The 22562-nt window shown below is 70.5% G+C and carries 13 protein-coding genes; all 13 read right to left on the bottom strand.

What is annotated here, in order from left to right; genetic code table 11:
- Window positions 1-41: 41 nt before the first annotated feature.
- Genes EOT10_RS01130 through EOT10_RS01070 form a run of 13 tightly spaced genes read right to left on the bottom strand, consistent with a single transcriptional unit; the run spans window position 42 to window position 22542 of the window.
- Window positions 42-2183 (bottom strand): hypothetical protein, encoded by a 2142-nt coding sequence (locus EOT10_RS01130; RefSeq protein WP_127826106.1) that lies wholly within the window; start codon window positions 2181-2183, stop codon window positions 42-44.
- On the bottom strand, window positions 2183-5983 hold the full coding sequence (locus EOT10_RS01125) for a putative baseplate assembly protein (protein WP_127826105.1): 3801 nt from the start codon (window positions 5981-5983) through the stop codon (window positions 2183-2185). Before EOT10_RS01125 ends, EOT10_RS01130 begins: the two co-directional genes overlap by 1 nt.
- On the bottom strand, window positions 5980-9144 hold the full coding sequence (locus EOT10_RS01120) for a putative baseplate assembly protein (protein ID WP_127826104.1): 3165 nt from the start codon (window positions 9142-9144) through the stop codon (window positions 5980-5982). The genes EOT10_RS01125 and EOT10_RS01120 overlap by 4 nt, the downstream gene beginning before the upstream one ends.
- The gene (locus tag EOT10_RS01115) at window positions 9141-9527 is read right to left on the bottom strand and encodes a GPW/gp25 family protein (RefSeq protein ID WP_127826103.1); all 387 of its coding nucleotides are present in this window, start codon (window positions 9525-9527) and stop codon (window positions 9141-9143) included. Before EOT10_RS01115 ends, EOT10_RS01120 begins: the two co-directional genes overlap by 4 nt.
- Window positions 9524-9904: a hypothetical protein gene (locus EOT10_RS01110; RefSeq protein ID WP_223280692.1), complete on the bottom strand. Its 381-nt coding sequence runs from the start codon at window positions 9902-9904 to the stop codon at window positions 9524-9526. Before EOT10_RS01110 ends, EOT10_RS01115 begins: the two co-directional genes overlap by 4 nt.
- Window positions 9905-9946: 42 nt before the next feature.
- The gene (locus EOT10_RS01105) at window positions 9947-10480 is read right to left on the bottom strand and encodes a phage baseplate assembly protein V (RefSeq protein ID WP_127826102.1); all 534 of its coding nucleotides are present in this window, start codon (window positions 10478-10480) and stop codon (window positions 9947-9949) included.
- 45 nt (window positions 10481-10525) lie between these two features.
- The gene (locus EOT10_RS01100) at window positions 10526-11665 is read right to left on the bottom strand and encodes a hypothetical protein (protein ID WP_127826101.1); all 1140 of its coding nucleotides are present in this window, start codon (window positions 11663-11665) and stop codon (window positions 10526-10528) included.
- Entirely contained in the window at window positions 11658-12032 is a 375-nt protein-coding gene (locus EOT10_RS01095) for a LysM peptidoglycan-binding domain-containing protein (RefSeq protein ID WP_127826100.1), read from the bottom strand. The genes EOT10_RS01100 and EOT10_RS01095 overlap by 8 nt, the downstream gene beginning before the upstream one ends.
- A 42-nt stretch (window positions 12033-12074) precedes the next feature.
- Complete coding sequence (locus EOT10_RS01090) at window positions 12075-12749, bottom strand: hypothetical protein (protein ID WP_127826099.1); 675 nt, start codon at window positions 12747-12749, stop codon at window positions 12075-12077.
- Window positions 12750-12801: 52 nt separating this feature from the next.
- The gene (locus EOT10_RS01085) at window positions 12802-13596 is read right to left on the bottom strand and encodes a hypothetical protein (RefSeq protein WP_127826098.1); all 795 of its coding nucleotides are present in this window, start codon (window positions 13594-13596) and stop codon (window positions 12802-12804) included.
- Window positions 13593-20261, bottom strand: a complete 6669-nt coding sequence (locus tag EOT10_RS01080; RefSeq protein ID WP_127826097.1) for an eCIS core domain-containing protein — start codon at window positions 20259-20261, stop codon at window positions 13593-13595. The genes EOT10_RS01085 and EOT10_RS01080 overlap by 4 nt, the downstream gene beginning before the upstream one ends.
- Window positions 20258-20551: a hypothetical protein gene (locus tag EOT10_RS01075; RefSeq protein ID WP_127826096.1), complete on the bottom strand. Its 294-nt coding sequence runs from the start codon at window positions 20549-20551 to the stop codon at window positions 20258-20260. Before EOT10_RS01075 ends, EOT10_RS01080 begins: the two co-directional genes overlap by 4 nt.
- A complete protein-coding gene (locus tag EOT10_RS01070; RefSeq protein ID WP_127826095.1) occupies window positions 20542-22542 on the bottom strand; it encodes an ATP-binding protein in 2001 nt (666 codons plus the stop codon). The genes EOT10_RS01075 and EOT10_RS01070 overlap by 10 nt, the downstream gene beginning before the upstream one ends.
- Window positions 22543-22562: the final 20 nt, after the last annotated feature.

Genomic DNA, 22562 nt, shown 5'->3' with positions numbered 1-22562 from the left:
TCGTGGCGGGGCACGGCGCGGCCCCGTGGAAGGAACTCGGATCAGGTCACGTAGAAGATCCCTGCGTCCGTCCCCGCGGGCACGTACTCCGTGAGGCGCGCCCGCAGGCTGTCCTCGCGCTGGGGCAGGTACAGGTCGTGGAAGGCGCCCAGCTCGGCCCCGTCCTCGGCCCCGCGCCGGATCTCCTCGGCGCACCCGGCGGCCAACTGCCCGTACCAGGGCGTCCCGTAGCGCTCCGAGGTGAACAGCGGGCGCACGGTCCCGGCCTGGTCCGGCCCGGCCAGGTCGGGCTGGCAGCGGTAGCGGCGCGGGGTGCGCGACCCGGCGGGCACGTAGCTGAAACGCATGCAGCCGATGCCGCGCCGCGCCACGTGCAGGCGGCCCGTGAAGATCGAGTTCTCGGCGATGCGCACCGCGTGGGTGTGCACTTCGCCGATGACGGTGGAGCGGTGGATGTGCAGGACGGCGTGTGCGTGCCGGCAGTCCGGCGCGGACAGGGCCTCGCGGTCGGGTCCTGTGGCGTCGAGGATCGAGTCGCGCAGGTGGATGTCGAGGGGCTCCTCGGACACCTCGTCGCCGATGACCTCGATGGTGCCGAGGACGCTGTCCTCGATCTGCAGGCAGGCGGTGGTGCGTTCGAGGACGATGCTCGGTTCGTCGGGTGAGTGCGGGTCGCACTCCGGCTCCAGGGACCAGCCGGGTACGAGCGTCGAGTGCCGTACGACGACGGCGCCCATCGGGCCGGTGACGTTGATGCCGCGCCCGGCGATCAGCAGCCCGTCGAGCACGATCCGCGGCCGGTCCCCCGGCTCGCAATTCTCGGAAACCGCCCGGATGTTGAGGGCATCGGGCCGGTTGCTGTACCAGTCGAGGAGCCGGATGACCGGACGCGCTCCTTCGGTGGCGCGCAGCTCGAAGCGGTCGCCGGGGTCGAGATCGAAGTCCAGCTGCTCCTGGTAGGCGCCGCTGTGGGTGATCTCGACGATGCCGTCGGGCCCGCAGGTGCCCGCCCGCCGGTCGTGCTGCCAGGCACGGTAGGCGTCCATGATCTGCCGGTACGTCTCCCCGGGCCCGACCCGGTACACGGCCGCGTCGGGCCGCTCCTCGCGCTCGCGCGGGTACTCGCCGCCGCCCATGTCGGCGCCGGACGCGTAGTGGTAGTCGACCCACACACCCTGCCGGGGTGCCGACCGCGCGCCGAAGGCGATCCGTCCCGTCTCCGGGTCGACTGCGACCTGTCCGCGCTTCGGCCGGTAGCGCCACTCGGACAGGTCGACGACCACGATGTCGGACAGCGGGACGGGGTTGTCCTCGCCGTCGCGGCGGATGACGAAGCTCTTGCCGGGCCCGTAGTAGTCGGCGAGCCGGTCGTGCAGCTGGCGGCGCCGGATGAACGCGGGCACGTTGTCGATCGTCGCGATGTGCGTGGCCGAGGGCTCCGGCTCCGGCCTGGTGACGAGAGGGGTGTCGTTGCCGAGGATGGAGAAGGTGTAGAGGTGGCGGGCCCGGTCGAGGCAGTACGCGGGTGACCGGGTCAGCGAGTGCGCCTTGAGCCGCCACACGAACAGCGCGACCCCGGCCGGACTCCAACCCCCTTGCCGGTGATGGGAGTCGGCGCGCCGCACGTCCACGCTGCGGGCCACCGTCCCGAAGGGACCGCCCGCCAGGTCGAGGGCCGAACCGTCCCGCAGGTCGGCGGTGCGCCCGCGCTCCGGGCGGTGGGAGGCCCCGTCCGCGTACAGCTTGACCGGCTGGTGGTGGGAGACGGTGCGCGACAGTTCCACGGCCCGCGCGGGCCAGCCGGCGACCTGCTCGGAGATCTCCTCCAGGAGATGCAGGGTGCCCTTGCGGCGCCGGTTGCCGACGGTCGCGGCGACGTCGCGGCGCGGCGCGATGGCCTGTTCGAGGCCGTCGCGCGCGGCGCCGCGCAGCCCGGTGGTGAGGACCCGCTCGTAGCCGGGCAGGGTCCGGTATCCCACGAGGTCGCCGAGGTAGGGCAGCACCCAGGGCGCGGCCGTCTCCACGAACAGGTCCTCGTAGCCCTGCTCGACGCCGTCGCGCACCCGGTCGAGCTGCTCGGCCATGACGGCGAGGAGCGCGCGCAGCGGCTCGCCCTCCTCGGCGTCGCGCAGGCGGTGCCACTGGGGCAGCAGGTCGGCGAGGCCGTCCGGCTCTCGGGACATCACTTGACCTCCGTGAGAACGATCGTGTCCGCGGCGAGCGGCGACAGCATCGCGAGCTGGGCCGGGCGGATACCGCGGAAGACACACACCGAACGGCCCCGGCCGAGACGCCGGGTGTCGGTGATGTCGGGGTTGAGACGCAGCAGTTCGGCGAGCGGCAGACCGTGCTGGTGACTGACCGAGGACAGGGTCTCGCCGTCCTGGTCGCGCACGGTGTAGGTGCGTTCGTCGTACGTCGACGGGTGCGCCGGGACCGTGGGGCGCGGCAGGCCCGGTGTGGTGACCAGGCGGGACAGCTCGTCCGGGGTGGCGGAGGCGGGGACGCCGGTGAAGACGTCGACGTCCACGTAGTCGACGCCGGGCACGGCGTGCGCGGTGGCGAGGACTTCGGAGAGGGCGGCGGGCTGCGCCAACTCCCGTCCCTCGAAGCCGAGTCGGCGCAGCAGGGCCGCCCGCAGCCGCGGCTCGACGACCTCCCAGGTGTGGTCGGGCGCGAGTTTGACGCGGGCCGCGAGGAGCAGGAGCACCAGCTCCCGTACGTCGACGCGGACGGGCAGGCGCGGGTCGCCGTACTCATTCAGCGAGGCGCGCAGGGACCGCAGCAGGTCGGAATCCTCGGCGATCGGGACGTCGTCCGTGCCGGCGACCGTGACGTGCAGCAACCGCCGCCTGCCGTCGAAGAGTTCGCGGGCTTGGGCGCGGCCGATGCCCGCCCGGGAGCGGGCGAAGTCCTCGTAGTCGGGCGCCGACACGAGCCGGTCGAGGGCCGCGACGGAGAGCGGGATGTTGCGGCGGGTGAGGGCGGGCCCGTCCGCGTCGGCGCCGCCGGTGGCGGGCCGCGGGTTGGTGACCGCGGTGACGCCGAGGGGGCGGGTGACGGCCTGGGTGATGCGGTCCGCCGCCACGTTGGCGGCCTTGCCGGTGCCGAAGCGGTAGCGGGCGCGGACGTTCTCGTGGCCGCTGGGGAGGCGGGCGCCGTGCACGCCGTCGCCGAAGGTCACGGTGGTGCGGCCGTCGGCGGTGGTGCCGGTGATGTAGACGCGTTCGCGGGGGCCGCGTCCGGCGAGGCTGTCGACCGCGTGCCAGAGCAGTCCGTCGACGCGTACCTCCAGGGCGGGTGTCGCGCCCAGGGGGGTGTCGGCGGCCATCCAGGTGAGCGGGGACTGCCAGAGCGCGAAGGTCTGGTTGACGCGGTCGGAGTTCCCACTGCCGATGGGTTCGTCGCGGCTCTCGCCGTGGGTCGCCTCGACGACGTTGCCGAGGATCTGCACGGTCTCGCGGCGGTAGCGGTGGGCGAGGTCGGCGGTCAGGGTCAGCTTGGTGTGGAAGGGTCCGTCCGGCGCGGTCGGATCGGTGACGCGCTCGGCCTCGGCGATCACCACGACCTCGGTGGCCTGCACTCCGGTGGTGCCGGTGATGTCGCTGCGCTCGCCGCTGACGATGAGGGTGCGGCCGCGCTGCAGGTCCTGGTACAGCTCGGCGAGCTCGATCTCGTTGCCGTGGACGTCCTCGCCGAGCGGCTCGTCGGCCATCCGCAGCGGCTCGCCCGCCGCGTACACGGTGGTGTCACGGATGTGTGATAGCAGGACGTCCTTGTCGTCCAACCAGGGGTCCGCGAGGGTGAGTTCGGTGCCGCGTCCGGTGATGCCGTAGTTCGTGTACGCGGCCGTGCGCACCGCCGTGACCTTGGTGGTGACGAGCTGCAGCTTGCTGTCGCCGGGGATGCCGCCCTGCGCGCCCTTGCGGGGCCGCTGGACCGCGACCCAGCTGCCGACCGTGACCGAGTCCTGCACGCTGTCCAGCTGCAGGATGTTCCGGTCGACGGGCTCCGGCTTGCTCGCGATGACGATCTCGACGTCGGGCTGGGTGCCGGCCGCCGTGTACGTGAGCGTCACCTCGTACCCGTCCCGCGTGACCTGCTGCCGGACACCGGGCAGCAGGATCACCGGCTCGGACGAGCCGTTGCTGACGACGACATGGATCCGGTTCTCGCTGTCGGGCCGGGACACGAACAGGCCGAGGTCGGGCAGCCCGGCGTGCAACTGGGCGGTGACGCCAGGCTCCTGGGAGTCCGTGGGCCGCCGGGCCAGCCAGCTCAGCTCGCGGTCCTGGGCGGCGCGGGCCGAGAGGTCGACGGTGCCCGGGCCGAGCGGGAACGGCGGGATGACCGTCTGGCCGAGCAGATTCTCCGAGCGCTGGTCGGAGCCGTTGCCTTCGATGTACTGGAACTCGGCCCGCTCCGGCACCTTGCCCGAGGTGTCGAAGACGATGCGCATGCTGGTCAGCACGGCACCGGTGAGCGGCCAGTCGGCGGTGCGCACGACCCGGCCCCGGTCGTCCTGGACCGGCTTGAGCGGGGCCGTCGCGCCGAACGGGGCCGTCCGCACGCGCAGGGCGAGCAGCTCGCGCAGCAACTTCGGCGCGGCCGGCCCCTTGGCGTTGTGCAGGGCCGGGTAGAGGGTGCGGGCGAGACCCGGGTGCAGGGCCGCGAGGAGGCGGGCGGTGTCGGCGCCCGGGGCCGGGGCGGCGGGCGTGAAGCCGCGGCCCGGGGTCTTGCCGGTGCCGGCGGTGAGAGCGGGGACGAGGGTGGCGAGGGCGTTGAAGGCGGCGGCCTGGGGCGCCTGCCGTTCCGCCGTGTACTTCAGCGCCGCGGCCCGCTCGCCGTCGTCCACCGGCTGGGCGGGCGCCAACTCCAATGCCCGCTCCGCCAGTTCGGCCAGTACGGCTTCCAGCTGCTCGAACCACCCGGCGACGTCTTCGTACGCCCCCGCGAGCACCTGCGCCTCGCCGAGCCGCGCCAACGGTTCCGAGAGGCGGGCGGCGAACCGGCCGGGCGTTTTGATGCCGGGCAGATCGGCGCGCAGCGGCTTCAGCACCTGGAAGTCGAACTCCGCGATGAGCAGGCTGATGGGCCGGGGGTTGGGCACCTCGGGCGTGGGCGGCTCGTCGCCGGGCTCCCCCGGTTCCGCCGGTTCGGCGACCCAGCGCAGCGCCTCGTCGACGAGTTCCTTCAGCGTCGGCGGCGCCGACATGGGCAGGCTGATCCCGGTGATGTCGTCGTCACGGTCGACGCGGACGCCGGCGATGGGGGCGAGGCGCCGGTCACCGCCCGCCTTCTCCTCGAAGACGAACAGCAACTGGTCCCCGGTGCGCAGGGAGTTGTCGGCTCCTTCGACGAACAGCTCGGAGCGCCGCTCCACATCCTCCGGGGTGATCAGCGTCGCCCGGCGCCTGCGGACCTTGAGCTCGTTCCAGTCCCAGCGGGCCTTGAGGTCCTGGCCCGTCTCGAAGGTCTGGGACTCCTCGTCGGCCGCGGCGGGCACGGAGTGGCTGCGCGCCCCGCGCGGGATGACCACGGGCAGGTTCTCGGCGCGCGGGTCGCGGTCGAGGCGGTACGCGAGGTGGGTGGAGGCGGCGACGCCGGGGCGCGGCCGGTGACCGACCAGGCGGCCCAGCAGCACCAGGGAGCGGTGCTCGTTGGCGGTACGGACGTAGGCCTCGTCGGCGATGCGCTCGGAGTGGAAGGTCAGCAGGTCCCCGAGGACGGCGGTGGCGTCGAGCAGGCCGAGCGCCGGGTCGTCGGGGGTACGGACGGTGAGCCGGCCGAGCGCCGGGTAGGCGGGCGAGGCGAGCCGGTCGTGGAGGGCGGCCAGGAAGGAGCCGTAGTCGCCGACGCGGTAGTCGAGGGCGGTGCGGCCCGGCGGATTGTGCGGGGCGGAGGGGGCGTGGCGTTCGTCGTGACCGCCGCCGCCCGCGCACGCACCGCCGCAACCGCAGCCGCTTACGTCTTCGGCGCTCATCGGGCACCTCCCAGGGTGATCTCGAGGTGGCCGTTCTCAGGCCGGTCCGGGTCGTTGTCGCACGTGGCGATCTCCAGCGGGCCGAGCCGCAGCACGCCGTCCTCCCTCTCTCCACGGTCCTCTTCGAACAGCCTGCGCAGCCTGGTCACTTGGACGCTCTCCACGCCCTGTACGGCGGCCGCGACCGCGACGAGCCGGCTCAGCCGCACCGGCTCACCGAAGCTCAGCGCGTCCGGGTGGAAGAAGCCGAGCCGCCCGCCGGGCAGCCGGCCACGCCCGAGGACGCGGTACAGCTCGGCGAGGATCTGCCCGTGCTGGTGCCCCGGCTTCGCGGACACGCACAGCGCGACGTCCACCGGCACCAGGCGCGCGGGGCTCACGACCAGGTCGTGGCCGATACGCCGGTACGCCTCCAGGGCGTGCGCCACCGAGGCGAGCAGCTCGGGCGCGGGCGCGCCGGTCCCGTACGCGTCGATGGCGACGTGCGCCTCCTGGACGCTGCCGGTCCACCGGATGTCGGCGGCGGCGCGCTGTACGCCGGGCAGGGCGGAGGCGAGGGCGGCGTAGTCCTCGGCGGTGACGGCACGAAGGCGGGCGCGGCGCAGGTCGAGCGGCGCCAACTGCCTTACTTGTTCCAGTGGTTCGGGTTCTACGCCGCCGAGTGCGGGGAGGGGGTTGCGTACGCCGGCGACGGGGATGGGGGTGTCGGGCGCGTCCGGGGTGCCGTCGTCCTGGCAGATGACCAGGTGGTTGATGGCTTCGGCGCCCACGTTGCCCGCGGTGCCGCCGCCGAGGCGGTAGCGCAGCTCCAGGCGGGCGCCCGGGGTGGGCCGGGCGCCGTGCAGGCCGTCGCCGAAGCGCAGGGCGAGGCGGCCGTCGTCGTCGAGCTCGCCGACGAAGTGCCGGTCGCGCGGCCCGCTTTCGAGCAGGTCGCGGCGGGGCTCCCACTCCTGTTCACCGTCGCCCTCGTGGATGCGGACGGCGGGCAGGGCCTGGCGCGGGTCGTGGGTGAGGGCGGCGGTGGCGGGGCCGCGCAGGACGGGCTCGTCGGGGTGGAGTCCGGCGGCGTAGGGCGGGCCCCAGGTGTGGGCGATCTCCCAGGCGATGTGGCCGTCGAGGACGGTGCCGGCGCGGGCCCGTGCGGTGAGTACCTCGATGCGGCGGAGCTTGTTGTCCAGCAACTGGTCGCTGCGGTGCAGGAGTTCACGCAGGGCGCGGACGGGGTGGGCGCTCAGTTCGAGGCGCTCCAGGATCTTCAGGCCGTAGATGACGGTGAGTTCGGCGATCTCGGCGTCGTCGAGGCCGTCCCGGTCGCGGGCACTGCGCCACAGCTCGGTCAGGCGCTGCTCGACGCGCCCGGGGATCGCGGCGAGCCGGTCGGCCTGGCCCTTGCTGACGTGGGCGGGGTCCGGGAAGGCGACGGCCTGGGTGACGGGCGAGCGGCCGAGCTTGGGGTGGAAGCGTGGCTTGATGCCCGGGTAGACGGACTGGGCGGGGAGGGTCTTGAGGGCGGCGGCCTGGGCGTACGAGGTGCCCGGGACCACGCGTTCCCGTCCCTGCTGTCCCGCGAGTTCGAGGCCGAGGCCGGCGCGGATGGTCTCCACTTCGCCGACGACGTCGAACAGTTCACGGATGTCGTCGGCACTCAGCGGCGAACCGCATTCGGTCTGGTCCGCAAGGGAGTTGATGAGCCGCGCCGGTGCGTTGCCCTCGTCGCGGTCGTTGCAGCCGAAGGCGGGCGGGCCGCAGGCGCCGGTGACGGCGGGGACGTGCGGCACGGTGACGGTCTCCGCGAGGCCGTCGCCGCACCAGGCCAGCGAGCGGCCGTGGTCGACGAGGACCACGTTGCCGCGGGCCACGCTCACGTCGTCGACGGGTGCGCAGTCGCGGCCGCCGAGCGTGGTGAGGGTGAGCGGGAAGCGCAGGGCGTCCTCGGCGGCCCAGGTCACCTCAAGGACGGGCTGGTCCTCGATGCGGTCGACGCCCGGAGTGACGGAGGTGAGGCGGACGGCCTGGCGGCGGGTGGGGTCGGCGTCGCCGGGGGTGCCGGTGCGCGGGCCCTTCACCTCTTCGAGGATCAGTACGTCGCCGGGCCGGAGGTCGAGCCGGCGCTCCTGGCACAGCTCGGGGTCGGCCCACTCGTCGCGCAGGGTGGCGGCGGTGGCCCCTGCGGGCAGGGCACATGTCTCCCCGCCCCAGGTCCACAGGCGGATCGTGTTGTGGGCGTCGAGGAGTCGCAACGGCTCGCCTGCGTCGACCGGTTCGAAGACCTCGACCGAGCCGCGCTCGCTCAGGTCGGCGAGGTCCGCGTCGTCGATGACGGTGCCGGGTTCCGGGGTCTCGTGCGGGTCCAGGGTGCGGGTGTCGACGGACGCGAAACGGAAGGTCCCCGGCAACAGGGTGTGCTCGCCGGCCGTCTCCACGGCGACGTACGCCCGGGCGCTCGCGCCGTCGTGCATCGCGTAGTCGATGAGGCGTACGTGGCGGCGTACGGAGATCCTGCGGCGCGCGGTGTCCAGGTAGGTCTCGGTGGCGACCGCGTCCTGCTGGTGGCTGATCAGGTCGCCGGTGTGGGCGAGCAGCTCGACCAGGGTCGTGCCGAGGTCGGCCGGGTTGCGCTCGACCCAGTCGGGCGTGGTGAGCGCGAGGCGGTCCAGGAGGAGCTTGCGGATGGTCTCGTAGTCGCGGGCGGTGTAGTCGATGACGGGGGCCTGCGGGAAGTCCGTGGCCTCCTGCGGCTCGTCCGCGCAGTCGAACGGGGACGGACAGTCGGGCCGGAAGCGGAACTCCGCGCTGTGGTAGCGCTGGTCGAACCCGCGGAAGGGCACGTCACCGGGCCGCCCGTACGGGTCGGTCTCGACGAGCGAGAGCCGGTAGGGGGAGGTGTCGCCGGCCTGGTCGAGGGTGACGTAGAGCCGGTCGTCGAGCTCCGGGTCCTCCTCGCGCTCGACGCTGACGTCCTCGGCGCGCAGGCCGGTGACGCGGCGGCCGCCGTCGATGCGTACGTTCTCGGGGCACAGGCCGTGCGGAGCCTTGCCGAGGAAGGTGACGGTGAGGACAAGCCCGTCGTCGCTCACCTCTACGGCGTCAACTCCGTTGAGCTGAGCGGCCCTTACCTTGGCCCGTCGGCCGCCGACGGTGGTGGTCGTTTCGCTGGTCACGCCTGGGCCCTCCCTTCGAAGACGTCGTCACGGCGGGTCCCGGTGGCGCGTACGGCGTAGGCGAGGAAGACGCGTACGACGTTCTCGTCGCTCTCCATGTCCAGCGCCTCGACCTCGATCAGGTCGCCGAGCCAGCGCTGAAGGGCGGCCTGCACGGACAGTTCGAGGGTGCTGGTCAGCTCGGGGCTGTTCGGCGAGAAGACCAGGTCGAGCAGACCGCAGCCGAAGTCGGGGCGCATCACGCGCTCGCCGGGGCTGGTGAACAGCAACTGCTCGATCAGGTCCCGTACATGCTCGTCGTGGTCCGCGTGTGCGGTGCGCCCCCGCCGGTCGACCCGGAACGGGAAGGCGATGTCGCTGCGGACCCGGGTACGCCGGCTCATGGGATGGTCACCTCTCGCTGCGTGGCCTGGACGAAGGGCGGCCCCTGGGCGACGAACGCCGCCGAGAAGCACTGGGCCGCGGAGGTGTCGAGCAGCACGGGCGCGCCGTCGACGGTGATGCCGGTGTCGTCCGCGGTGAAGCGGACGGCCACACAGGGTGAGGGCACACCGTCGACGGTGTGCGGGCAGCCGGCGACCACGAAGGTGTGCGCGCCGGTGAGGACCGGTACGCCGTTGAGGTGCACCGACCCGTTGGATGTCGTGGCGGGTACGGCCCTGCCGCCGTGCGGGCAGCTGATCACGGCGTCCTCGCCGAGCAGGCTCCCCGAAACCCCGGATATCCCGGACAACTTGATCCGTCCCCCGTTACTCGTCACTTACCACTGGCTGGTCATCGGTCACTGATCACTGGCCACTTGTCACTGCTTGGCGGCCACGGTCAGGCCCTTGCTGATGGTCACGCGCTTGCCCTCGAGGACGACCTCGGCGCCCTCACCGGTCGCGATGACGATCTTTTCCTTGGTGATGTGGATGTACGAGCCGCCGTCGGCCTGCAGCCGGATCCCCCGTTCGGCGCCCGGCGCGTCGGACATCACGATCTTGTGGTTGCCGGGTGTCTGCACGACGACGGGCTTGTGGTCGGAGGCCTGTGCGGCCAACTTCCTCGCATCCGGAGGGAGTTCACTCTCATCGCCGTACCAGCAGCCGGTCCACACCGGGAAGCTCGGGTCGCCCTGCTCGAACTCGACCCACACGCCCGCCCCCGGCGACGGCACCACGAACTGGCCGGCCCCGGGCCCGGTGAACGGCAGGCAGGGCAGCGCCCAGGTCGAGGTCTCCGGTCCCAGGACGTCGGGGACCTCGACGGTGACGCGGCCGATGTGCAGCGGGTCGTTGTTGTCGACGACCCGGCCGCGGAACTTGCCGAGGTAGCGATTGCTGGGTGCCGCCATGCTGAACTGCTCCTGGTGTGTGCGGTATTGCTCGCGTGGGGTGGGTCAGGGCCGGACCGTGTCGTGCTGCGCCTCCAGCCCCTCCCTGGAGAGGGTGAAGTTCTGCTGGAAGGAGCCGGGCCGCAGGTTGTGGGTGACGGACTTGACGTAGTAGTCGCCGTCGTAGGCCCGCCCGGACCCGCGCACGCCGACGAGCTGGCGGGGCTGCAGCAGATACCCGTGCCGGTTGACGTCGAGCGAGCCGGACCCTGAGATGACATCGGCCGATGTGGCGGCCTGCGCGAGGAGTTCGGCCTCGGCCTGCGCGCGCTGCTGCTTGGCGGTGCCGGACAGGGTCTTGCGCTTGAGCGCGGGCGTGGGCCGCTTGCCGAGCGGGGGCCGCAGCGGGGTGATCGGCGGCTGCGGCAGGAGGGTGGAGTGCCGGTTGGCGGGGTCCTGCCAGCGGGCCTGCGGTTCCTGGCGCGCGGTGCCGTCGTACGCGAACGTCAGCTGGTCGACGGTGGAGTTGGCGTCCATGTTGACGTTGAGGGCGTGCTGACGGATACCGAGGCGGACCTCGGGCCCCCAACGGGCGGAGGACTGGCCGGGGTTGGGCCCGGGCTCCAGATAGAAGGTGAACCCATTGGCACGGGCGAGCTCATTCACGTACTGCAGATCGGTACTCGTCTGGTAGTGCACGCGCAGGTTCTGGTTGGGGGGCTGGTGGATCTGCTCGCGGTACACATCCGGGCGGATGCCGTACTCGGAGTAGCGGCGCAGGATGGCGAGGACGCGCTCGGAGGGCGGGAGGTTGGGGTAGCGGTCGGTGCGCTCCTCCAGGTCCATGAGGAGGGTGAGGTCCTCGCCGGTGATGGTGAGGGTGGAGTGCCCCGGCTGATTACTGGAGCCGACTTCCTGACGCACGATCAGCCCGTCGAGCAGCACCTCGGGGGTGCCTTTGACGCTGACGGTGACGATGACGCGGGTCTTCGGGTCGAAGAAGCCCTCGGGGAGCAGGGCGCGGCTGATCATCCCGTTCTTCGTGAGATCGAAGGCGAGCTGGAACCCGCTCCGCTCCCCCGCCGTCGCGGTGATCTGCGCGGACAGCAGCGCCTCGGTGACCTCTTGCGGGACGGGCTTGGCGAGCTGCGGCCCCATGTGGAGCGTGATGTGGATGGGGCCTTTCCCCACGGATTGCTCAGACACGCCGGTTCCCCTGCGGGAAGCCGCCGGCACGCGGGATGTCGATGACGCTGCCGGCTTCGTCGGTCAACTCCCGGGGATCGAGCACCGGATTGGCATCGGCGATCTGCCACCACTGCCCCGGGTCACCGAAGTACCGCTGCCCGAGGAGATCGGGCCGCTCGCTGGTGCTGACGGTGTGCGTTTGGGTGTTGTCATCGCCCTCGTCGGGGAGCGGGGGCAGCAACCGCCGCTTGGTGTAACGGACTTCGGTCCCGTCCGCCTGCCGGTGGATCCCGATCTCGGCGTCGTGATACCGACTGGACCTCGGGTAGGGATGCGCGCCCGGTATGGCATCCATGGCGTTCTCGTACGGCTCGATGTCAGCCATGGCGATGACTCACCCTCTCCCGCTCGATGTTTCCGCACGTCGTCATCGGCTCAGCACTCCATTGAGGCCGAGCGCGCCCAAGCCCCCGCGCAGCCCGCCCCTGGCGAGCTGCTCCTTCTGCGCGAGGTGCGCCATGTAGAGGTCGGCGCCGAGGTGGTCGGCCGGCAGATCACTGACGCTGAGGACCTTGAGGCCGATGCTGAGGGAGGCCCGGATGGGGTTCAGGTTCACGTCGAACGCGGACTCGTTGATGGACAGTTCGGTGAGCCGCACGGGCATGACGCGCTTGCTGCCCCACGTGAAGAGGGTGAGCGGCATCTCGATCGGACTGATCTCGATGGTCCCGTTCTTCGCCAGCCGACTTGCTTCGCGAAGCTGGGCGGTGGTGGGCTGCACGAGCATTTCCAGGGTGGCGAGTTGGGGATGAATCCCGACGGGCGCGGCGATCTCAAGCTGATCGGTGGCGTCAATCTCGGCGGTGAACTTCCACTGCTCCTGGGCGGGCCCTTTCAGTCGGAGGGCCTCGTTACGGTCCCCGTTCCCGCTGCCGCCACCGCCGGAGTCGCCTCCGGCACCCGCTGTTTGGGGCGAGAGGCTGCGTTCGAGGGTGTCGGGGTTGAACTGGAGCACGATGATGCGTTGGGGGGTGCCGCGTTCGGGGTCTATGAGGACTATTCCGGAGCGGATGGGCTTGGGGATGTCGGTGTAGCGGGTCATATTTGCACTCCGTTCATGATCAGGCCAGATGAACTACGGGTCCGTGGCTCTTCTACTGGCCCATAGCCCGCCTTCTCTTCGCGGCATCGAAACCTCGAACAATTTGCTGCCTGACTCCGTCGACATCCTCGGGTTTCCATGAATCGATGACCTCTTCGACCGTTGCCAGGTGAGTGTCCAGGTAGTAGCCGATGAGGAGGGCGAGCGCCTCGACCTCCAGTTCCGGGTGCGGCAAACGAGCGACCCTGGCCAGAATCTCTCCCACTGATCTGTCCTGGACGTGGTTGAAGGCCATGAGCGCGTCAACCCGATCCTTCATCCCCCTGTCTTCATCGAAGACGACTCCCTCGATATCACGGACCAGTTCGGCGTCTGGTGGGTCCGCTTCGTCCGAATCAAGCAATGCGGCACGGGCCGCCCAGAGAGCAGCGCTGAACACCTCAGAGGACTCGCCGGTGCGCAGCATCGCAGAGATAGCGCTCGCGTCACTGGAATCCCCCAGGTCCCCCAGGACACGCAAGGCACTGGCATGGTTCAGCCCCATGTCGCCTCCCTCGAAATCCTCTGGCGGATAGGGCGGCATGGTCAGCGATCGGCGGGCGACTTCCAGGACCGTCTCCTCAAATTCCTCGTACGGATTGGACCCACCGAAACGGGTCAGCGACTGCTCATGCCGGTAGTGATCAAGCGCGACCCCCACGGCGACGACCGAGTCGCTCCGCAGCAGAGCCAGGAATCCGTCGACTCCAACAGCCCCGGAGGCAAGCCGGGCACGGACCTCGTCAAGACGGCGATCCTGGGTGGTGTATTCAGCCCAGTAGTGCGAATCAAATTTCACTTCACTCACGCTGGATCCCTCAATTCCAAGATGGCCCCCTTCGGGATGCTCCCATGAATCAAGATCTCCTGAGTTCGCACGACATCCTGCAACCCCTGCCTCTCACCCTTGTTAAGCCCCGCAAGCCCCCAACGCTCCTGGTCCGCCGCATTCGTAAGGTCGAATATCTGACTTGGCGAGACAAAGGCGAGATCGATCCTGACCGATCCGAACTCGCCACCGAGCGCCTCTCCTTGAGGGTTCCTCAAGTCCTTGACCGGCAGCTTCGAGGTCGAGAAGAAGGGGGTCACCCGTTTCACTGGCTGCTTCTTTTTCTTCTTTCCGCCGCGCTCCGACTGTGCGCCGAGTACGTGATCCTTCACCTGTGCGGGAGTGGCCGGCAGGTCAGGCATTTCAGCACTCAGCCCGTCGCGATCGGGCCGCTTGTCCCGCGAGGCGAGATTACGCTCGACCTCACGAGGCACGAAGCTTCCGGACTCGCTCTTGACGTACTCCCTGCCACCGGCATCCCTGTACGCAGGCTGCACCCCCTTCGTTTGAACGACCGTCATGTCTTCTTCCCGCAGCCTGCGCCTGAACTGACCAATGGCGGTCTTCTCCGGCTCTCCCTTTATGTTGCGCGGGTTGTCATATTTCAGAACTACACTGTTCGGAGCCCTTTCTATCCACGCGTCCTTCTTCCTCAACTGCCCGATCTCCGGGTTCCATTCAAGCTTCCCCCTTCCCGTCCTACCACCTCCTTGCCCGCCGCTCGAACCCGTCGAGTGCGCGACTCGGCTGTTCCCCTGGCCTCCACCACCACTATTATCCTGCCCACCTCTCAGCACGCTGTCTCCGATAGCTTCAACCTTTTCAACTATCGCTTCCAGCGTATGGGTTCCCGTCACTTCAGCCTTGATCCGGTTACGCAACTCAAGCGTCACCTTGTCCTCGACACCGTGGGGGAACACCTCAAACTCCCCCTTCGCCGCAATGGCTGTCGGATTGAGTGTCGCGACAACACTGAAGTCCTTTTCGCCCGCGGCAGCTAGGCTCGTGAGCCGATTCCACACACGCATAGCTGCGAGCGTCGTGTTCAGTACCGGTGCGGGCAGGCCCTTGTCCAGCAGCCGTTTCAACTTGGGATGAATGCGCGCCACGATCTTCCGCAGCCGCTCGTCCTTCGATTCCTTCGAGTCCTCGTCCTTCTTCTTCCTGTCCTTGTCATGCTTGGTCTTGGGCCGGCCAGGACCACTCTTCTCGTGCTTGGGCTTGGTCTTGCCCGGGCCCTTACGGTCGGGCTTCGGCTTTCGTCCGCCCGGCTCGTCCTTGTCGTGCTTCGGCTTCTTGCCCGGCTCATCCTTGTCGTGCTGGGGCTTCTTGCCCGGCGCGTCGTCCTTCGGCTTGCCGTGGCCGTCCTTCTCGGGCTTGTCCTTCCCGGGCTTCTTGGTGCCGGGGCCGTCCTTGTCGCCCTTCTGGTGGGGCTTGCCGGGAGCGTCCTTACCGTCGCCCTTCGGCTTGTTCGCCTCCGGTTCCTTCGGCTTGCCCGGACCTTCCTTGCTGTCCTTCGGCTTGCCCGGTGCGTCGTCCTTCGGCTTGCTCGGCGCCTCTTCCTTCGGCTTCGGCTTGGCCTTCGCGTCCGCTTCCGGCTTCGGCTTCGCCGGGGGTTCCGGCTTGGGCTTCGGCTTGGCCGCCGGCGTCGGGCTCGTGTCCTGCTTGCCGGGAGCTCCCTTTTCGTCGGCCTTGCCCGTGGGCTTCTTGCCGTCGGGGCCGGCGGACTTGCCCGAGCCCTCTGCGCCGGGCTTGCCCTGGGCGGACTTCGTATCCGGCTTCGGTGCAGACGACGAGGCGGGTTCCGAGTTCGGCGCCCCCTTGCCGTCGCCCTTCCCCGCGCCCTTGTCGTCCGCGCCGCCCGCCGGCCGCTTCCCGTCACCCTTGCCGGGCTTGAACTTCTTACCGAGGCGCGCCGCGACGCCCTTGAGGCGCTTGCCGACCTTGGCGACGTACTTGCCGATGCCGTCCATCAGGGCCTGGTACGCCAGTTCCAGGAGCACGACGACGCCGGCCGCCACCGCCTTCGCGAAGAGGATGCCCGCGCCGCCCTGGCGGACGACCTTGAGCCAGGAGATGACCGCGCCGATCGCCTGCAGGATCGCGCCGAGCGCGCCGATCGCCGTACGGATCGCGTCGATGACCGCCATGGCCCAGCCCGCGCCCGGGATCAGCTTGGCGATGACCTTCGTGATGACGATCTCGCCGATGATCAGGGGGAGCATCGGGACGACCGCGTCCCACGTCTCCTTGACGATCTTCTCCAGGCTGAAGCCGCCCTTGATGAGCTTCTCGATGATCGCCTTCGGAACGCCGATGATCTCCTCGATCTTCGACTGGAACCACGCCTTGACGGCCGATACGACCTCGCGGAAGAGGTGGTTCTTCGCACCGTCCACCGCAGAGTTCTTCGCCCCGCTCAGCCAGCCGCCGGGGTCGGAGAGGAAGTCGACCGCGATGAGCATGAACTCGCCCAGCGCGTTGAGGAGTTTGGAGGCGTAGTCGAGGACCTGCTTGACCGCGTCGACGACTGCTTTGATGACGTCCATGAGCATCTTCTTCAGGATGTTCAGGATGTCGCTGAGCAGCTTGGCGATGGCGTTCAGGAGATCGGATATGGCCTTCTTGAGCATCGCCGCGAGACGGTTGACGAGGGCGATCGCCGCCTCGATGAGGGAAGTTATCAACTTCCGGATGCGGTTGGCGATCTCGATGACGGCCCGGACCATCGCCTTGGCGAACTCGATCAAGTCGTCGATCAGTTGCTTGATCGTGTCGACGATGAACTTGCGCGCCTCGTTGATCCAGCGCTCCACCGTCTCCTTGAAGTTCTTGATGAAGCCGACGACAGCGTCCCGCGCGTCCTTGATGACGCGGACGATCGCGTTCTTGATCTCGATGACTTTTTCTTTGAGCCAGTTGAAGGCCTTGCTGACCCAGTTTCCCGAGTCCTTGACGCTGTTGTCGCGCTTCTTCTCGGCGTCCTTCTCCGCCTTGGTGTTCTCGTCCTTGATCTTCTTGTCGCCGTCGTCCTTTTCCTTGGTGACGTCCTTGTCTGTCTTCTCTTCCTTGTCCTTGACGTCCTTGCGGACCTTCTCGTGCCGGTCCGTCTTCTTCGTACCGAGCTTCTTGAGTTCGCCGTCCTGCTCGGTGCGCCAGTCCTCACGGTGCGCGGTGACCTCGGTCATCGCCTTTCCGCGCTCGTCCGCCTGGCTCTTGGTGTTGGTCGCGATCTCGGCGTCGACCTTCACCTTGTGCTTCGCCTGCGACTCGCGGGAGTCTTTGTCCTTGGTCTGCCGGCTGTCCGACATGCCCTTCTGGCCGTCGGTGAAGGCCCGTTGGAACTGCGGACCGCGGTCGTGCTCGGCGACCTCCGAGGCCGCTTCCGGCGGTACCGCCCCGGTCGACGCACCGCCCGCGGGGATCCCGCCCTTGCCGCCGGCGGCGCCGGGGACCTGCCCCTTCATCTGCTCCTTGGGAGCGTCGGGGTAGACCTGGTTCTCGCCCATCGGGCGGCCCGCGTCGTCCCGGCCCGTGGCGACGGTCTCCTCGCCCTTGGCGTCGACACTGGTGCCCTGCTCACCGGCAGTATCCTCGGCGGCGCCCTGCATCTGTACGCCCGGCGCGTTGCCCGCCTGGGCCTTCTTCAGCGCCTCGTCCTTCGTGGGCAGCCCGGCGAACTTGGCGGCCAGTTCCTGCGCGTCCACCTTGAAGCCGACCCAGCTCAGGAGCTTGCCGACACCGAAGCCCAGGGCCATCTTGAAGGTGTCCCAGCCGCCGGGCTCCTCCGCCTTCTCCGCCTCGATCTGCCCCTCGGGCTCCTTGGCGCCCTTGACCTCGGCCTTCTCGTCCTTCGGCGCCTCGGACTTCTGCGCCGGATCCTGCGAGTATGTGGCCGGGGCGCCGGCCTTCGGCTTGCCCTCCAGGGTCTGCGGGGCACCGGCCGGACGCTGCATCTGGGGCGGGGCGGCGGCGAGGGCCTTGTGTTCGTCACCGACCGTGCGGTCCGTCGCACTGCCGACACCCGACATGGCCTGAAGTGCCTTGTGCGGCTTGAGCTTTGAGGCCGTCGAAAGGCCCGCTTCGGGAGACACGGTGGCGAGGTTGGGGGCCGCTGCGGTGTCCTTCTTGCCCCGGCCGGGGGCCGCCTTGGCAGCGCTGCCGCCGCCTCCGCCCCCAGCTCGCGTGGCCTTCGGCTCGGCACCCTGCTTGCGGCCCGCCGCCTTCGGCGCGGGCGCCTGCTCGGGTTCGGAGGCAGGCTCGGGTGCGGAGACCGGCGCGGGCGCCTCCGGGGTTTTTACGGGCTCCGCCGCGGCGGGCGTGTGCGCCTTCGCCGCCGGGGCCTCGTGCTGCGGGCTGCTTCCCGCACCGGGCCCACCACCGGAGGCAGCCTTGGGCTCGGGGGCGGCCTCAGTCTTGCCGGCAGCGCCAGGCCCAGTACCAGCAGTGGCCGAAGCCCCGCCGCTCGCAGCCCCTGTGCTGGACGCCGGCCCGGAGGACCCTGATGACTTCGCCCCGGGTTCCGACGCCGCCGTCTTGCTCCCCGCGGCCTGCTGAGACCCCTTCTCCGCCGCACCCCCGCCCTTGTCCCCCGCCGCCGGGGCGCCCTTCTCCTCCTTGGCGGCGGCCTCCTTCGCGGGGGCCTCCGTGGTCTCGCCGCCGGCAGTCTTGCCCGGCGCCTCCTGCACGGTCGTCTGCGCGGCGACCGGACCAGCCTTCGGGTCGTCCCCGCTCTTCGGGTCCTTCGTCGCCGCGCCCGCGCCCGCCGGAGCGGCAGCAGCCCGCTCCACATCGACGGCCCCCAACTCGCCACCGGAGGCGCCTGTTTCGTCCGCGTCGGCTGAGTCCCCCGGCCCATCAGCGTCCGCGTCGAGCTCGGGCTCCGGCAGATCCGCGTCCGCCGCATCCTCGGCGTCCTCGGCGTCCCGCTCGGCCTGCACCTTTTCGGCCTTGGTGGGCGGAGGTGCCGGGAACGACGGCAGCGCGGCGTCGCCGGAGCCGGGCTCCGACCTGTCCGCGGTCGGCACGCCGGACACATCGAGGTCCTGCTCCGGCAGGAAGTCCTCCGGCCGCAGCTTGGTGTCCCAGGCGCTCGGCTCACCGCCCCCGACCTCGACCTCCGACTCACTACCCGCACCGAACGGGTCCTCGTCGGCCTGCTCCTCCTCGCCGTCCAGGTCCTGACTGCGTACGCCGTCGAGCCTGCTGACCGCGCCGGACAGCTCGGTGTCCTTGCCGGACGCCATGGGCGAGCCGGTGGGCTTGTCCTTGCCGCCCTTGTCCTCCGGCTTGACCTGCTTGCCGGCCGTCAGCGCGTCGGCCGCGCCGGGACGGTTCTTGGCAGCGGACTCCTCCTTGCTCGCAGCCGCGGCGCCCTGCTGGCCGTGCCCGTCCTTGCCGTCCTTACCGTCGGCGCCGCCCGCTTCCTTCTTCTCACCGCCACCCTGCTGACCGGCCTGACCGCCCTGACCGCCCTCGGACTTCCCGCCCGAGGCCTCGCTCTGGCCTGACGACGCATCCTGCCGAGCAGCAGCACCCGGTACGCCAGAGTCCGCCTCGGCCCCCGAACTCCCGGTTCCACCCTGGGCATTGGATCCCTTGGCGCCCGCACCGGGCTTCCGCTTCGGCTGCTTGCCCTGTGGGGTGGTTCCGTCCTCCCGGCTGCCCCCGTTCTCCGGAGTGCTGCCGGGCACCCACTCCTGCTCGGTCCGGTCCTTCTCCGGACCCGGCGCCACCTCGGGCAGCTCCTCCTCGCCCTGCTCCTCCTCGGCCTGCCGCCGCTCGTTCTCCCGCTCGACGTGCAGGTCCGCCGCCGAGTCGGACTCCACGCCCGGCACGTCGAGCGAACTCTGCTCCAGCTCATCGACGTACTCGATGTCGTCGACGAGGTCGAGGACGCGGTCGTGCTCCGGACTGAGCAGCCGGTTCTCCAGCCGGACCAGGACGCCGTCCCGCAAGTCCTCGGGCATCCGGGCGAGTTGCATCCGGGTGCGCTTCGACAGGTCCTCCGGGTCGCCGCGCAGCGAGCGCACCACCTGGTTGGCCAACCGGTCGACGAGAGTCGCCGGGTCGATCTGCTCGATGCGATTCCGGTCCGCGTCGACCGTCGCGTACCGCATCCAGCCAGGGGTGGCCTGCCCCGCCTCAATCTCCGGGGTCTTCTCCGGCGCCGATTCCTCAGAGCGTACGAGTTCCTGCGCCCCCGCCTCCGCCTCCCGCTCGGCGGCCTGCTGCGGCAGGCTTACCGCGCCCAGGTCGCGGCCGGCGCGCAGCGCGCCGAGCCCCTCCGGGTTCTGGACGGTGTGCAACAGCTCGTGGGCAAGGAGGCGTTGGCCGTCGGTCGTGCCCGGGCGGAAGGCGCCCTCGCGGAAGAAGATGTCCTGGCCGACCGCCACCGCGTCCGCGCCGAGCAGGTCGGTGAGGGCGCCCGCGTCGCGGTCCGTGTGCAGGCGTACGCGGCTGAAGTCGTGGCCGAGCTGTTCCTCCAGCTCCCTGCGCACGCCGACGTCGAGGGGCTGGCCCGCGCCGCTGACGATGTCCTTCGGCTCGGGCGCGCGGTTCTTCGCGGCCCGCTCCTTGCGCTTCTTGCGGCGCTGTTCGGCGGACTGGTCGCTGCGGGCGTCCTGGGTCTGGGAGCCGCTCATCGGGTCACCTCCCCGTGGCCGGAGAGACCGGCGTGCACCGCGCGGGCCAGTTCCTGGCCGAGGCGGCGGGCGGAGAGGTCCGCGGGCATCGAGGGGAGGCCGGAGAGCGCGTCGAGGGTCAGGGACCCGTCCGCGGCCAGCGGGACACCGTGTTCGCGTACGAGACGGGTCAGTTCGTGCTCGAAGGACGCCGAGACCCGGTCGGGGTCGACGCGGAACCCGTCGAGGACGAGTTCGCCGACGTCGATACGGATCTCACGAGGTGCAGGGTTCTCACGTTTCACACCCATCCGCGGACCTCCGTCGGCGTCAAGGAGCGTTCCAGCTTGAGGTATTCGGTGCGGGCCGCCGCGAGCATGTGGCGCATCTGGAGGCGGTCGCCCTCCTCGGCGGCGAGGAAGGCACCGGAGAGTGCGATGTTGCGGATCGAGCCGCCGGCGACAGTGAGTTGGGCGAGCAGGTCCGGCTCGATTCCCTTGACCGGGGTCTGCGCGGGAAGCACCCGGCGCCAGATCTCGGCGCGCTCGTGCTCGGCCGGGAAGGGGAAGTCGACGACGAAGCGGATGCGGCGCATGAAGGCGGTGTCGAGGGCCTTCTTCATGTTGGTGGTGAGGATGGCGAGGCCCCGGTACGCCTCCATGCGCATGAGGAGGTAGCTGACCTCGAGGTTCGCGTACCGGTCGTGGCTGTCCTTGACCTCGCTGCGCTTGCCGAACAGGGCGTCGGCCTCGTCGAAGAGGAGCAGCGCGCCGCCGCGTTCGGCGGCGTCGAAGACCTTGCGGAGGTTCTTCTCCGTCTCGCCGATGTACTTACTGACGACCTGGGAGAGGTCGATGATGAAGAGGTCGAGGCCGAGCTCCTTGGCCATGACCTCGGCGGCCAGGGTCTTGCCGGTGCCGGAGCCTCCCGCGAAGAGCGCCGTGACGCCGAGGCCGCGACGGAGCGTTTGGGCGAATCCCCACTCCTGGTGGACAGTTGCCCGCTGCCGCACGTGCGCGACGATCTCGCGCAGCACGCTGGTCTGCCGCTCGTGAAGGACCAGGTCGTCCCAGCCCGCCTCGGGCTCGATACGCCGCCCCAGCTCGTCCATGCCGACGCGGGCCTCGCCCAGGCCCGCCCGCCAGGCGAGCTGCGCCCCGTCGAGCACGTCTTCGGCGGGCAGGTCCCGGCGTACGGCGGCAGCTGCGGAACGTACGACATGAGGCGGCAGCTGGAACTGCGCCACCAGCGAGCGCAGTTCGCTCTCTGCGATGTCGACGACCCCTTCGAACTCACCGGACCACAAGCCGAGTTGTTCCTCGTCATCCAGGTTCGGCACGCTCACTCGTTCGCCGCGCGCCCGCTCCGTCGGCCGTGGGTCCGCGCTGGAGACCACGACGGGAACGGCGGCTCCGGCAAGGAACGCCTCCGTCGCCGCCCGCTGGTCCCGGTCCAGTTCGTCGACCTCTACGAGCAGCGCGGCCGGCAGCAGGATCGCCTCGCGCTGCCAGAGCCGGGCGAGGGCGTCGCGGGCGGCGGGATCGGTGGGGATGTCCTCGGCGTTCATCGCGTAGATCCCGAGACCGGCGCGGGCGGCCGCGGCGGCGGCTATGTCGGCGCGGCTGCGCAGATCGCCGCCGACCAGCTCGACGAGGAGCGGGGCGTCCGGGCGCGCGCCCGCCGTCCAGCCCGCGGTGACGCGGTTCGCGGCCAGGTCGTACGAGGGCGGCAGGCCGTCGGCGACCGGGGTGCGGCGCAACTGGCCGTGCAGCCGGGAGTCCAGATAGGGCGAGCCGAGCAGGAAGTGCAGGATGCGCTCGTCGAGCCGGAGCCGCGACATGGTCAGCCGTGACTCGTCGTCCAGCTCGACGAGGCGCCAGCGGCGCAGCGGGGCGACCGGGGTGAGCGCGCTCCAGTGCGGCTCGCCGAGCGCGGCCAGGGCGAGGGAGAAGGTGGGGTAGGCACGCTCGGGGTCACCGCTCGCGGCCGCGCAGCGGGCGGCGGTCGTGGGGTCCAGTTCGTAGGCGGCGGTGAGGAGGATGAGGTCGCGCTCGAAGGCGGTCAGGCCGAAGCAGGAGGACAGGGCGGTGAGCGGGGCGGCGGTGGCCGGCGTCGTCTCCGGTACGTGGCCGGTCGCGGTAGTGTCCTCGCCCGCCCCCAAGTCGCTCTGTTCTCCGGCTGGTTGAGCCGGTGCGGTGTCCGCCACCCGCGCTGCGTGCGCGTCCACCCGCGCCAGTACGCGCTGGATCTCCGCCGTCAACGGCAGGTCACGGCCCCGTCCCTCTGCCCGGTCCGCCGCCATGTCGTCACCTCGCCCCCGTG

This window comes from Streptomyces antnestii (genome assembly GCF_004005495.1).
Classification (GTDB): Bacteria; Actinomycetota; Actinomycetes; order Streptomycetales; family Streptomycetaceae; genus Streptomyces; species Streptomyces antnestii.
Note: the sequence above shows the minus strand (reverse complement) of the source record. Positions and strands in the feature narration are given on the sequence as shown.